The following is a 12,616-nucleotide window of genomic DNA, read 5'->3' on the forward strand; positions in this document are numbered from 1 at the left end:
CACCGGCACGGACGCTCACCGGCACGGACGCTCACCGGCCCGTTCGCCGCTCGTGCCGCGCCCGTGCCAAGTCGTGCGCGTGGCGGAGGAGTTCGCGGAGCGTCTCGTCGCTGCGCAGCCCCGGGTTCACCACGGCGAGCCAGCCGAGGGAGCCGTAGACGGGGTGCGCCGTCACCGTGTCGTCGGCGACGGGATCGCCAGCGGTGGGATCGCCGTCGCCGGCCGCGACCTGCGGCGCCCGGCCGGTCCGGCGCACGAACTCCCGCCTCCCGGCGGCAACGTTGACGCGGAACGCGTCCGGCCGGTCGAGGCGCGAGCCCGTGTCGCCGGGACAGTCCTTCGTCACGATCGTCGCGAAGGGCTGCGTCGCGGCCGGGACGGCGCCGTCCGGTGCGTGGAAGAAGAACGTGTCGCCCCAGCTGATCTCGGGCGAGCCGTCGCCGGGTACCGGCCGGAGGGCCAGCACCCCTTCGAGGTCGCCCATGAAGTCGATGATCTCGTCGATGGTCATGTCCGCAAGCGTTTCATTGAAGTGGTTGTGGAGACTTCCGGCCGCGGCATGCAGGAGACACCAGGGTGGAGCGGGTGCCAACCCTCAAATCGGCGGTGATGCGCACGGTCGACGTCGCACGGCGTACCGGCTACTCCGTGCAGCAGATCCGCAACCTCGAACGCGACGGCGTGCTGCCGCCCGCAGTACGCACCGCCGCCGGCCACCGGGTCCACACGGAGGTCCACGTGCACTCGGCGCTGGCCTACCGGTCCCTCGCGGTCGGTACGGGTCCGGTGGAGGCCAAGCAGATCGTCCGGGCCGCGCACGAGGGCCCGGCCGCACGGTTGCTCGCCCTGCTCGACGCGGTGCACGCCCGGCTCGACCGGGAACGCACGCAACTGGCGCTCGCCCGGGAGGCTGCCGCGCAGATCTCGGCCGAGCCGATGGCGGACGTGCGCCCGGCGGACGCGATGGGCGTGTCCGAACTCGCCGAGGCCCTCGGTGTACGCGCCTCGACGCTGCGGCACTGGGACGCCGAAGGCCTGGTGGTCCCCGACCGGCTCCCTCCGCGGGGAAGCCGGCGCTACACACCGGCGCAGGTCCGCGACGCCCGGATCGTCCACCAGCTGCGCGGCGCCGGGTACCGGGTGGGGCCGCTGCGCGCCCTGATGCCCGACCTGCGGAGCGGGCGTGGCCGGGAGAGCGTCGAGGCGGCGCTGGCGGTCCGGGAGGCGGCCATCGCGACGCGCTCGCGCGCCCTGCTCGACGCTGCGGCCGCCATCCGGGCCATCCTTGGCCCCAGCACAGCCTGAGCGCACGTGAGCGGGGCCGGGCGGGGTCAGGATGTCGGTGTCCGCGCCGCAGGGCGCAGCGCAGCGAGCGGTTGGTACCGGCCGTTCCGGTGGAATGGGGTAACGCAGTGGCCCACAGCGAGTCGGTCGCGCCTCTGAACGGCCCGGAGTCCGCGATGCTGGACGCGCTCTTCAGCCAGTCCCCGGTCGGCCTGCACCTGCTGGACACCGATCTGCGCGTCGTGCGCGTCAACACGGCCACGCCCGCCATGCGCGACGTGCGCGTGGAGGATCTCATGGGGCGTCGCTTCGACGAGGTCTACGGACTCGTCGACGCGGACGAGGCGCTGGACCTCGTCCGCGGGGTGCTGGAGGGCGGTGTGCCCGTGGTGGGGCGCCTGCTCCGGGCCCGCCGGGGGACCGAACCCGGCAGGGAGTACTTCCACGAGGTGTCCGTCTTCCGCCTCGAGGCGCCGTCCGGGAAGGTGCTCGGTGTCGCGATGACCGTGGTCGACGTCACCGACCGGGAGAAGGAGCGGGCCCGTACCGACGTGTTGCGGCTCGCGCGCGAGCAAGTGGGGCGGACGCTCGACGTGATGGCCACCTGCCAGGAGCTCGTGGACGTCCTGGTGCCACGGGTGGCCGACATCGCGGTCGTGGAGGTGGTGGACGCCGTGCTCCGCGGAGACGATCCGCCGCTGGCTCCCCTGCCGGACGGCGTTCCGCTGCGCCGCGCCGCGTTCCGCAGCAGAGGCGGGCCCGGGGAGCCGCAGGCGCATCCGCTGGGCGACGTACGCTCCTTGCCCGCGCCCACGCCGTACACCCAGGCCGTCTCCGACCTGCGGCCCCGCGCGGTCACGCTGGACGGTGACCTGCCGTGGCTCGTGACGGATCCGGACCGCGCGGAGGCGATCCGCGCGTCGGGGGCCCGTGAGCTCATCACGGCTCCGCTGGCGACGCGCGACACCGTGCTGGGCCTGATCAGCCTGTACCGCGCACAGCGGCCCGACCCGTACGAGGGGAACGACGTCGATCTCGTGCTCCAGCTGGCCGACCACACGGCGCTGTGCATCGACAACGCCCGGCGCTACACCCGCGAGCACACCGTCGCCGCGACCGTGCAAAGGCAGTTGCTCCCCCGCGGCCCGGCCTCGCACACCGCGGTGGAGACGGCGTACCTGCTTCTGCCGTCCGACAGCGGAGTGCAGTGGTACGACACCATCCCCCTGTCCGGGGCCCGTACGGCGCTGGCCGTGGGGAGCGTCATCGGCCAGGGCCTGCACGCCGCCACCGTCATGGGGCAGTTGCGCACCGTCGTCCGCTCGCTGGCCGCGTTCGAACTGGAACCGGACGAGCTCCTCGCGCGGCTCAACGACACCGCGGTGTTCCTGGCGTCCGAGCGCGCGGACCGGCCGACCGCCGAAGAGCTGCGTCCCAAGGCGCTCGCCGCCCGTTGCGCCTACGCCGTCTACGACCCGCTGACCCGCACCTGTACCGTCGCGGGAGCCGGCTCCCCCAGTCTCGTCGTCGTCCGTCCGGACGGGGGCACCGACGTGCGGGACGTGCCGTCGGCGTCCGTGCTGGGGAACGCCGAGAACACGCCGTTCGCCGCGATGACGTTCGAGATCCCGGACGGCGGGCTCCTGGTCCTGTCCGACACCGCGTTCCCGGCCCCCCGGCCGCAGGACGACCCCGGGGCGCTCCGGCGCGTGCTGGCGCGGGCCGACCGCCCCCTGGAGGAATTGCGCGACGACATCCTGTACACGCTCACGGCCCGCGCCGCTGAGGCGGATGCAGATGCGGATGCCGATGCGGGTGCCGACGAGGCGGACGGCCCCACCGCTCTGCTGCTCGCCCGTACCCACGCCTTCCCCGCCGATCGGGTGGCGCTCTGGGAACTTCCGGACGCCCCCACGGCCGCCGCCGCCGCCCGACGGCTGGTGCGCGAACAGCTCCTGGAATGGAACGTGGCGCAGGAGACGGTGTTCGAGACCGAGGTCATCGTCAGTGAGCTGGTCACCAACGGTGTCCGGTACGGAAAGCCTCCGCTTGAGCTGCGCGTCATCAACGACCGCGTCCTCACCTGTGAGGTCCGGGACAGCAGTCCGTCCGCTCCGCGCCTGCGGCACGCGAGCGTCGCCGACGAGGGCGGGCGCGGACTGTTCATCGTCGCCCAGCTCGCCCGGGCCTGGGGTACCCGGTACGGCACCGACGGGAAGACCATCTGGACGGAGCAGATGCACCGTGACGATGCCGGGCAGTAACGCCTCGGCATGCCGCGCCCCGTCCGCCGGGATGGCCTGAAGCCGGACGTGCACGGGCGATGGCGGCTACGGGTCAATGAGCTTTACCTGGACCTTACTTAGCCAAGCTTAATTAGGTTAGCCTTCCCTTCATGATTCATGCGGACCTTGCTGCGGCCACGGCGTACGTGACTCCCCCCTTGTGGCGCATCTTTACCAAAACCGGCTATTTCGTCGGTCTGAGCGGGGCCATCGGCGCGACCGTCACGTACGCGGCTTCGGTTCGTCCCGCCCTGCGCACGCCGCAGACGGAGGCCGACGACGCCGTGGCGCTGCGGCGGCGGACGTCCGTGTACCTGGCGTGGGCCGGTGTGGTGCTGCTGGTCACGGGCTACCTCCAGCTCGCCGGGCGGGTGGCCCGCGCCGGCAAGGGCATGGCCTTCGGGGACGCGCTCGCACCGGGGCGGATCGCGGACTTCCTGACCGCGCCCGCCGCCAAGGGCGCCTGGGTGGCCCAGGGCACGATCCACATGGTGCAGAACCTCGTGCTCGTGCTCGCGGCCGCCGCGCTGATCGCGCTGTTCACCGCAGCGGGCCGGCGTCGCCTCGACGCCGTCGCACTGACCGCCCTGCCGCTGTCCCTGGCGATCACCCTCGTCGGCGCGGTCCCGGCCACCGCTCCCAAGGACGCGGAGAAGGTGCTCGACCTCGTGTGCGGCCAGGCCCACATCGTCAGCGGCACGGTCTGGACCGGCGGCTTGGCCCTGCTCGCCGCCCTCACCACGACCCGCCGGCGGCTGAGCGGGAACGCCGGACTGCTGTGGGCGGACATCTGGCGGCGTTTCGGGCTCGTGGCGCTGGTCTGCGTCGCGGGGGTGCTCATATCCGGGCTGTGGATGTCCTGGAGGCACGTCGGCAGTCCGGAGCAGCTGTGGACGACGACCTACGGGCTGTTGCTGCTCGTCAAGATCCTGCTCGTCCTCGCGATGGTCGCCGCCGGCGCCGTCAACCAGCTCTGGCTGATGCCGCGCATCGTCCGCGCCCGGGAGACGGACGCGACGTCCTCCCTCCTGCACCTGACGCTGCACCACTTCCCGAAGGTCGTCTGGGCCGAGGTGGTTCTCGGCGCCGCCGTCCTGGGCGTCGTCCCGTTCCTCGCTGGTTCCGCCCGCTCGGAGGCCGGCAGCCCGGCGCCCGTCGCGACCGGCGCCGTCTTCGCCGTCGGCGCCCTGCTCGTCCTCACCCTCGCCGCTTCCCTGTTCGTCACGGCGAAGGCCTCCGACGCCCTGGCGCGGCGCGGGCTCGCAGCCGCCTCCTGACCGCACCCGCGCACGCCGACGGCCCGGTTCCCCACAGGGGGACCGGGCCGTCGGCGCACCGGCGGACGACAAACGGTCCGCCACGACCTCCCGTTCCGGCGTCACCAGGTCCGCGGGCGTGAGCACCTCCCGGTCCGCGAGACCGCCGGCCCGGGGCGCGGGCAGCCGGCCGGGCCGCGCGCGGGATCACTGCGCGTTCTGGTGCCGGAAGGCCCGCCGGTAGGCGTGGGGGCTGGTGCCGGTGATCCGCCGGAAGCGGTCGCGGAAGGCCGTCGGCGAACCGAAGCCGACCTGGGACGCGATCCGCTCCACCGGGTGGCCGGTGGTCTCCAGCAGGTGCTGGGCGCGGCGGATCCGGGCCCGGTGCAGCCACTGAAGGGGCGACGTGCCGGTCTGCTCGCGGAAGCGCCGGTTGAGCGTGCGTACGCTCATGCCTGCCTCGGCGGCGATCTCGTCGAGGGTCAGCTCGTGATGGGCCGTGTCCTCCATCCAGCGCAGCAGCGGTTCCAGCGTCGATCCGCGGGGGGCGGGCGGCTGCGCGTGGACGATGAACTGCGCCTGCCCGCCCTCCCGTTCCAGCGGCATCACCGCCAGCCGCGCGGAGTCGGCGGCGACGGCCGAGCCGTGGTCGCGCCGGATCAGGTGCAGGCACAGGTCGAGTCCGGCGGCAGCGCCGGCGGAGGTGAGGAACTGCCCGTTGTCGATGTAGAGCACGTCGGCGTCGACCTCGATCCCCGGATGCCGGGCCGCCAGCGCGGGGGCGGCCAGCCAGTGGGTGGTGGCGCGCAGTCCGTCGAGCAGCCCCGTGGCGGCGAGCACGAAGGCCCCCACGCAGATCGAGGCGATCCGGGTTCCGCGGGCGGCGGCCTCGCGCAGTGCTGCGAGGACCTCCGGCGGAACGGGAACGTCGAGGTCGGCCATGCCGGGGAGCACGATGGTGTCCGCCTCGGCGAGGGCTTCGAGCGGCCAGGGGGCCCTGAGCGCGAAGACACCGGCGTCCACTTCGGGGGCGGGCGCGCAGACGCGGACGCGGTAGGCGGGCCGGCCGTCCGGCAGCCGGGTACGGCCGAACACTTCGAGAGGCGTGGACAGGTCGAAGGGGATGACCCCGTCCAGGGCGAGTACGGCCACCGTATGCATGGCTGAACTGTAGGTGGCCGCCGGATTCCGGCCAAGCCGGCCAGCAGCCGCACAGCTGGTCCCCGGCCCTGGTCGCCGTGCTGGCGGGAATCCGTTGGGACCTGGCAATTCCGCCACTGTCGGCCGGATCCGCGGGTGCATAGCTTCGGGTGGCAACTGACCGCCCACCTCCCGGAAACGCTCCCGTGACGAAATTCCTCCTCGCCGTCCACGTCCTGGCGGCGATCATCACCATCGGCCCGGTCACCGTGGCGGCCGGCATGTTCCCGCCCGCCGCCCGCCGGGCCGCGGCGGCACCGGACGACCCCGCCGGCCTCGCCACCGTCCGCACCCTGCACCGGATCTGCCGTGTCTACGCGGCCGTCGCCGTCGCGGTCCCGGCGTTCGGGCTCGCGACGGCTGACCGCCTCGGTGTCCTGGGCAGCGCCTGGCTGATCACCTCGATCGCGCTGACCGCACTGGCCGCCGCCGTTCTCGGCGCCGCCATCCTGCCCCGCCAGGGCGCGGCCCTCTTGACCCTCGCGACCCTGACGGCCCTCGACGGTCCGGCCGGCGCCGGCGGCGCGGACGCCTCCCGGGCCGTCCTGCGCACCGCCCGCCGCCTCGGCATGTACACCGGGCTGTTCAACCTGCTGTGGGCCGCCGTGACCGTTCTGATGATCATCCGCCCCGGGTCCACCACAGGAGCCTGACCATGCACCCGCCCAGCCGACTGCTGCGCATCGCCGCCCCCGCAGAACTGCTCTCCCTCGCCGTGCTGCTGGCGAATCTCGCGACCGTGCACCAGCGGGAACTCGCCTCGGTCGTCGGCCCCGTCCACGGCTGCGCCTACCTGATGGCCGTCATCGGCGCCGCCACGACCGGCACCGGTACCGGCACCCCGTCCGGCCCCGCGACCGACGGGGCGCGCTCCGACCGTACCGCGGTGCTGCTCGCCCTCGTCCCCGGCGCCGGTGGCGCGCTCGCCCTGCGCCGCCTCGCCGCGGGACGTGCCCGGGCGACCCGTGGCGGCGACGCCGCAGGACCCCGGACAGAGCACGCGCCTCGCGCCGCGCCGCCGGGTGCATGACGATGCGTACATGGCCCAGGACAGTGCCGGCGGCGCAGCACCAGCGGAGATCCCGGACGAGGAGCTCAGGCACAACGCGATCGGTTTCCTCGACGCGCTCGTCATCGGCCTGAACTCCACCTCGCCCGCCTACTCGCTGGCCGCCGTGATCGGGCCCATCGTGGCGCTGGCCGGGATCTACGCTCCCGGCATCATGCTGGCCTCGTTCGTCCCGATGCTGCTGATCGCGGCCGCCTTCTACTACCTCAACAAGGTCGACCAGGACTGCGGGACGACGTTCTCCTGGGTGACGCGGGCCATGGGCCCGTGGGCGGGCTGGCTCGGCGGCTGGGCGATCACGATGACCGGCGTCCTGGTCATCGGCTCGCTCGCCGACGTCGCCGTGCACTTCGGCCTACTCGCCGTAGGTCTCGACAGCTGGGCGGACAGCGCGCTGATCCGGCAGACCCTCGCCGTCGTCGTGATCCTCGTCATGACGGCGATCTGCGTCGTCGGCACCGAACTGTCGGCCCACCTCCAGGACATCCTCATCCTCGCCCAGGTCTTCTTCCTCCTGGCGTTCGCGGTGGTCGCCCTCTACCGGATCTACGCCGGGACCAGCACCCTCGACTCCATCGAACCGTCCCTCAGCTGGCTCAACCCGTTCGGTGCGGGCGGCGCCGCGCTCACCGGCGGCCTGCTGCTCGGCGTGTTCATCTACTGGGGGTGGGAGTCCGCGGTGAACCTCACCGAGGAGGTCAAGGACTCCGCCACCGCGCCCGGCAGGGCCGGCATCTGGTCGACCGTGGTGCTGCTGGTGACCTACCTGTCCGTCGGATACGCCGTCGTCGGCTACGCCGGCACCGCGTTCCTCGCGGCGAACGCGGGTGAGGAGGAGGCCATCTTCGCCGTGCTCGCGCACGAGGTGATGGGCGGCTGGGACTGGATGGTGCTCCTCGCCGTCTGCACGTCCGCGCTCGCCTCGACCCAGACCACGATCATCCCCGCTTCCCGTACCGCGCTGTCGATGGCCCGGCGCCACGCGCTGCCGCATCCGCTCGCCCACATCCATCCGCGGTTCCGGACCCCGGACGTGAGCACCTGGTGGGTGGCCGCCATCGCCATTGGCTGGTACCTCATCGTCAATCAGATCAGCGAGAACGCGCTCCTGGACTCGCTGACGGCGCTCTCCCTGCTCATCGCGTTCTACTACGCGCTGACCGGCGTGGCGTGCGCCGTCTACTACCGCCGCCACCTGCTGGAGAACCTGCACAACTTCCTGCTCATCGGCCTCGGCCCGCTGATCGGGGCGGGGATGCTGGCCTGGCTGCTCGAGGAGTCGATCGACGACATGTCGAATCCGGAGAACTCGGCGAGCGGCGTCTCCTGGTTCGGGCTCGGGCCGCCGCTGGTGATCGGGATCGGGATCGCCCTGGCCGGCGTGCTCATCATGTGCTTCTGGCGGGTGCGGGACGGCAGGTTCTGGCGGGAGCGCCGGGGCGTGGTCGATCCGGCGCTCGTCCACGGCGGGAAGGGGTAGCCCCCGGCCCGGGAGGTCAGAGTCCGAGAGGTCCGAGAGGTCCGGAAGGAGTTCCCTATGTCCGTGGTCCTGGGGTACGACGAGTCACCCGGCGCGGAACGGGCCCTGCGCGTGGCCCTCGAAGTCGCCACCGCCTTCGGCGAACCGCTCGTCCTCGTCTACGGCGCCGCCGCGCCCGGCGCCACCGGGGAGGAGTACGCGGCCCACCGCGAAGCCGTCCGGCAGGCGGGGCGCAGCGCCCTCGCCCACGCCGTGGAGGCGGCCGACGGGGCCGGCGTCCCCTCGACGGTCGAGGTCGTCGACGAGAAACCCGCCCAGGCCCTGCTCGACGCCGCGGACCGCCACCACGCACGGGTCATCATCGTCGGCAGCTGGGGCGACAGTCCGTTGCGCGGCGCCCTGCTCGGCTCGACCCCCCACAAACTGCTGCACCTGTCGCCGGTCCCGGTGCTGTGCGTCCCGACGGAGGGCGGCACCGGGGAGTAGGCGCCCGGTGGCCGCCGCCGGGCCGGGGTGGCGCACTCACCGCTCGGGGGCGAGGACCTCCAGCCCCTCCGCGACCAGATGCGGGGTGAACTCGACCACCGCGTGGCCCGCGACGCCGTGGACGACGTACGGATCGGTGGCGAGCAGGCGGTCGAGTTCCCCGGCGGGCATCCGGGGGGCGAGGTAGACGCCGCCGACGAAGGGCACCTGACGCCCGGCCACCAGGAGCCGGCGCTGCGCGATCTGCTGCTTGAGCCAGTCCCCGTGGGCCGGCCTCCACGCTTCGACCTCGTCGAGGGGGGCCGTGTAGGTGACGTTGACAATGAACATGCCCGGACGGTACTGGATCGCCGAGGCCCGCCGCGATCCCCTTTCACGGGTGCGGGACCCGCGGCGCCGCCGGGAGCCCGCTGCTCACGCCGCGGTGGTGAGCAGGCCGGCGGCCACCAGCCGGTCGGCCCAGGCGGCCATGGCCGTACGGACCTTGGCCTCGTCGGTCTGCCAGGCGTCGGCGAGGGAGGACGCGGCACGCTCCAGGAGCCCGTCGTTGACCCGCAGCGCCACCCACATCGCGGATCCCACGGGGCTGCAGCGGAACTCGCCGCGCTCTGCCGTCCGCACCTTCACCCGGCCGTCCGCCAGAGCCGTGCCGGTCACGCCTTCGGCTGCCACGATCCTCATACCGTCCTCCTCGTTCCACTCCGCCTCAAGTGCTTCAAGCATTGCGGCTGGAGCAGAACGCGACCATGGGGCCAGCCCCCCGTGCGGGCTGCTGCCACCCCACCCACCCACATCCGGCGGGCTGCCCGGCGGGTGACTACATCCCGTTCGGCTGAAGGACGGAAATGATGTTGCCGGCCGGGTCCTTGAACCAGGCGATCGCGGGGCCGGGCGCCTCCCGGACGATGCCCTTCGCGTCCTGTTCGAACTCCTCGTACCGTTCGAACGTGACGCCGCGCCCGGTCAGTTCGTCGACGGCCCGGTCGATGTCGTCCACGGGGAAGTTCAACACCGTGAAGGTCGCGGGCTCGTGGTTGTCCTTCGGGTAGAGCATCACCTCGGTGTCCCCTGCGAGGTGCAGGGTCAGCAGACCGTTGTCCTCGGACACCCGCAGGCCGAGCGTCTCGCCGTAGAAGCCCTTGGCGCCCTCGATGTCGTCCACCGAGTAGCCGCTGAATCCCTTGCTGTCTCCCAGCATGGTGGCCGTCCTCCGTTCGCCGCGGTCCGTCCGGCATCGACCCCCTGGGCCCAGTGTCCCCCCGATCGCGCGGCATCGCCCGGCGGCGGGCGGCTGCTCAGGGCCTGCTCAGGGCCTGCTCAGGGCTCCGCCGGCAGGTCCGCGGCCGCATCATCGGCCTTCCTGCGCGCGGCGGCGGCCTCACGGGCCGCGTCCCGGGCCCGTTCCGCGGCCTCGGCGAGGGCGCGCCGCGCATCGTCCCGGACGGCCCTGGCCTCGCGCAGCCGCCGCTCCAGTTCGGTGACGCGCGCGTCGGCTTCGGCCAGCGTCCGGTCGTGGTCGCGCTGCTCCCGCTCGGCCGCGCGCAGCTCCGCCTCGCGTGCCTCGGCCTCCGAGCGGGTCTCCTCGGCCGACCGGGCGCGGCGCCGGCGCTCCGCGCGGGACGGCTCCGGCTTCGCCACCGGGCGCTCCGCGTCGTCGACGGGGGCCTGCGGACGTGCGGGGGCCGCGGCGGGGAGGCCGGTGAATCCGACCGGCGGTTCCAACGCCGTGGACAGGCGTCCGCCCGACCACCGCTCGGCGGAGTCCGGATCGGCCAGGGCGGCGTGGAGGGTCTGCTCCACCTCGTGCACGGCGCTGTCGCCGACGGCCTGGCCCTCCTCCTCGGCGAGCTGCCGGGCGGTGCGGGCCAGTGCGGCGACCACCGCGTGCCGCTGGTGGGACAGCGCCTGCAACCGGGTGCCGTCCAGCGAGTGCTGCGCCCGGCGCAGCGCTTCGCCGAGCTCGAGGAAAGCGGCCACCTCCTGCGGGCGGCGCCGGACCAGCAGGTTCGAGGCGTACGCGGCCCTGGTCGGGCGCCGCAGCCCGGTGATGGCCTTCGCCGCCTGAGCCTGACCGGCCTTCCGTGCCCGAGCCGCGTGCGCGTCCCGGGCCTCGGTGAACCGGCCGGGGGCCAGCCCGTACAGCTCGTCGGCAACCGCCTCCACGTCAACGTCCACGGCACCCACCATGCCCTCCGCGACGGATCTGCGCCCCGAAGGCGCGCGCACGCCGGGCCGCCGGGCGGGCAGGCGGGTCGACGCCGCCGGTCAGGCAGGTCGGCGCCGCCGGTCAAGCGGGTCGACGCCGCCCTTGAGGCAGGTCGGCGCCGCCGGGGTCCTCCTCGGCCGGCCCCTGCCGTGGACGACCCACCCGGCGGCTCCGGCCGACCCGTCTCAGGCGAGGGTGATCTTGTTCCCCTCCACCGCGATCTTCGCCGCCGCCAGCGGGCTCTTGGCCGGTCCTCCGGCGACCGTGCCGTCCGAAATCTTGAAGAGGCTCTGGTGGCAAGGGCAGACGATGTTCCCCTCCGTCACCGTCGCCACCGAGCAGCCTTGGTGCGTGCAGGTCGCCGAGAAGGCCTTGAACTGGCCCGCCGTCGGCTGGGTGACCACCACCTTCTGGTCCTTGAACACCTTGCCGCCGCCGACCGGTATCTCCGACGTCTGCGCGAGCGTCTTCCCACCGCCACCGCCACCGGCGGCAGCGCCTCCCGCGGTGTCCGCCGGGGGCGCGGCCGGTGCGTTGTCCGCCGCCGCGCCGTAGCCGTCGCCGCCCTCGTTGCCGCAGCCGCTCAGGACGGTGCCTGCCAGCGTGGCGGCGCCCGCCGCGAGAACCGTGCGCCGACGCGTGGTGTCGCCCATGGCCGTATCTCCTTCTCGTACCGGAAGCGGACCGGAGCATCCCTTGCCACTCCGGCCTCAGCAGGAACACGCGCACGGGCACAAGGCGGTTCAACGCGTCCTCCAGCGAAATCCGGCCGAACCGCGGCGCGGGTTCCCGCGTGTACCGGGCGTGACTACGACACCTTCCGGCCTGCGCGACCGAGCGGCCGAGTACGCGCTCCTGCCGCTGCGCCTCTTCCTCGGCATCACCTTCGTGTACGCCGGTCTGGACAAGCTGACCGACACGGCGTTCCTGTCCGCCACGGGCGACGGTTCGATCGCACAGCAGATGGAGGCCGTACGGGACTCGGCCGCCCTGCCGGGGCTCATCGAGTTCGCCTCGCAGAACCCCGTGGCCGTCGGCATCGCCATGGCGGTCGGCGAACTGGCCGTCGGCCTGGGGGCCCTGGCCGGGCTGCTGACCCGGGTCGCGGCCCTGGGCGGCGCCCTGATCTCGCTGAGCCTGTGGCTGACCATCAGCTGGCAGACCACCCCGTACTACTACGGGAACGACCTGGTCTACCTGGTGGCCTGGATGCCGTTGATCCTGGCGGGCGCCCCGGCCCTGTCCCTCGATGCGCTGCTGCACCGCCGACGGCGCCGGCGGCCGCGCGCCTCGCGGGCATCGCGGGCGCGGTCGGGCCGCAACCGGGCGCCCGCGAGCTCCTCCTGAGTC

15 protein-coding genes are annotated in these 12,616 nt (G+C 73.4%); 8 read left to right on the forward strand and 7 right to left on the reverse strand.

Going from position 1 to position 12,616, the window contains the following annotated elements; translation table 11 throughout:
* Positions 1-31: 31 nt before the first annotated feature.
* Complete coding sequence (locus tag ACIPK4_RS22910; protein ID WP_402315393.1) at positions 32-511, reverse strand: DUF6194 family protein; 480 nt, start codon at positions 509-511, stop codon at positions 32-34.
* Positions 512-576: 65 nt separating this feature from the next.
* Between ACIPK4_RS22910 and ACIPK4_RS22915 the strand changes: the two genes are divergently transcribed.
* The 3 genes from ACIPK4_RS22915 (at position 577) to ACIPK4_RS22925 (ending at position 4,846) form a co-directional block, all read left to right on the forward strand.
* A complete protein-coding gene (locus ACIPK4_RS22915) occupies positions 577-1,305 on the forward strand; it encodes a MerR family transcriptional regulator (RefSeq protein ID WP_402315394.1) in 729 nt (242 codons plus the stop codon).
* A gap of 107 nt (positions 1,306-1,412) precedes the next feature.
* Positions 1,413-3,548: a SpoIIE family protein phosphatase gene (locus ACIPK4_RS22920; RefSeq protein WP_402315396.1), complete on the forward strand. Its 2,136-nt coding sequence runs from the start codon at positions 1,413-1,415 to the stop codon at positions 3,546-3,548.
* A 131-nt stretch (positions 3,549-3,679) separates the two neighbouring features.
* Positions 3,680-4,846: a CopD family protein gene (locus ACIPK4_RS22925; protein WP_402315398.1), complete on the forward strand. Its 1,167-nt coding sequence runs from the start codon at positions 3,680-3,682 to the stop codon at positions 4,844-4,846.
* A 186-nt stretch (positions 4,847-5,032) separates the two neighbouring features.
* Here the strand turns inward: ACIPK4_RS22925 and ACIPK4_RS22930 are convergent, their stop codons facing one another.
* Positions 5,033-5,986, reverse strand: a complete 954-nt coding sequence (locus tag ACIPK4_RS22930; RefSeq protein ID WP_402315400.1) for a GlxA family transcriptional regulator — start codon at positions 5,984-5,986, stop codon at positions 5,033-5,035.
* Positions 5,987-6,171: 185 nt separating this feature from the next.
* On the opposite strand from ACIPK4_RS22930, the gene ACIPK4_RS22935 reads away from it, so the two are divergent.
* The 4 genes from ACIPK4_RS22935 to ACIPK4_RS22950 are packed head-to-tail and all read left to right on the forward strand — an operon-like array spanning position 6,172 to position 9,060.
* The gene (locus ACIPK4_RS22935) at positions 6,172-6,678 is read left to right on the forward strand and encodes a hypothetical protein (protein ID WP_402315402.1); all 507 of its coding nucleotides are present in this window, start codon (positions 6,172-6,174) and stop codon (positions 6,676-6,678) included.
* Positions 6,679-6,680: 2 nt separating this feature from the next.
* Positions 6,681-7,055 (forward strand): DUF3817 domain-containing protein, encoded by a 375-nt coding sequence (locus ACIPK4_RS22940; protein ID WP_402315404.1) that lies wholly within the window; start codon positions 6,681-6,683, stop codon positions 7,053-7,055.
* A gap of 10 nt (positions 7,056-7,065) precedes the next feature.
* A complete protein-coding gene (locus ACIPK4_RS22945) occupies positions 7,066-8,574 on the forward strand; it encodes an APC family permease (RefSeq protein WP_402315405.1) in 1,509 nt (502 codons plus the stop codon).
* 57 nt (positions 8,575-8,631) lie between these two features.
* The gene (locus ACIPK4_RS22950) at positions 8,632-9,060 is read left to right on the forward strand and encodes a universal stress protein (RefSeq protein ID WP_402315407.1); all 429 of its coding nucleotides are present in this window, start codon (positions 8,632-8,634) and stop codon (positions 9,058-9,060) included.
* A gap of 36 nt (positions 9,061-9,096) precedes the next feature.
* Here ACIPK4_RS22950 and ACIPK4_RS22955 read toward each other — a convergent pair whose 3' ends face one another.
* The 5 genes from ACIPK4_RS22955 to ACIPK4_RS22975 all read right to left on the reverse strand — a co-directional run bounded on the left by ACIPK4_RS22955 (position 9,097) and on the right by ACIPK4_RS22975 (position 11,919).
* Positions 9,097-9,390: a YciI family protein gene (locus ACIPK4_RS22955; RefSeq protein ID WP_402315408.1), complete on the reverse strand. Its 294-nt coding sequence runs from the start codon at positions 9,388-9,390 to the stop codon at positions 9,097-9,099.
* Between the two features lie 84 nt (positions 9,391-9,474).
* Entirely contained in the window at positions 9,475-9,741 is a 267-nt protein-coding gene (locus tag ACIPK4_RS22960) for a PqqD family protein (RefSeq protein ID WP_402315410.1), read from the reverse strand.
* A 136-nt stretch (positions 9,742-9,877) separates the two neighbouring features.
* The gene (locus tag ACIPK4_RS22965) at positions 9,878-10,258 is read right to left on the reverse strand and encodes a VOC family protein (RefSeq protein WP_054227068.1); all 381 of its coding nucleotides are present in this window, start codon (positions 10,256-10,258) and stop codon (positions 9,878-9,880) included.
* Between the two features lie 119 nt (positions 10,259-10,377).
* Positions 10,378-11,235, reverse strand: a complete 858-nt coding sequence (locus ACIPK4_RS22970; RefSeq protein WP_402315412.1) for a hypothetical protein — start codon at positions 11,233-11,235, stop codon at positions 10,378-10,380.
* Positions 11,236-11,451: 216 nt separating this feature from the next.
* Entirely contained in the window at positions 11,452-11,919 is a 468-nt protein-coding gene (locus ACIPK4_RS22975) for a Rieske (2Fe-2S) protein (RefSeq protein ID WP_402315416.1), read from the reverse strand.
* 151 nt (positions 11,920-12,070) lie between these two features.
* Between ACIPK4_RS22975 and ACIPK4_RS22980 the strand changes: the two genes are divergently transcribed.
* On the forward strand, positions 12,071-12,613 hold the full coding sequence (locus ACIPK4_RS22980) for a DoxX family protein (protein WP_402315417.1): 543 nt from the start codon (positions 12,071-12,073) through the stop codon (positions 12,611-12,613).
* Positions 12,614-12,616 lie beyond the last annotated feature (3 nt).

Source organism: Streptomyces sp. NPDC086989 (assembly GCF_044745505.1).
GTDB lineage: Bacteria > Actinomycetota > Actinomycetes > Streptomycetales > Streptomycetaceae > Streptomyces.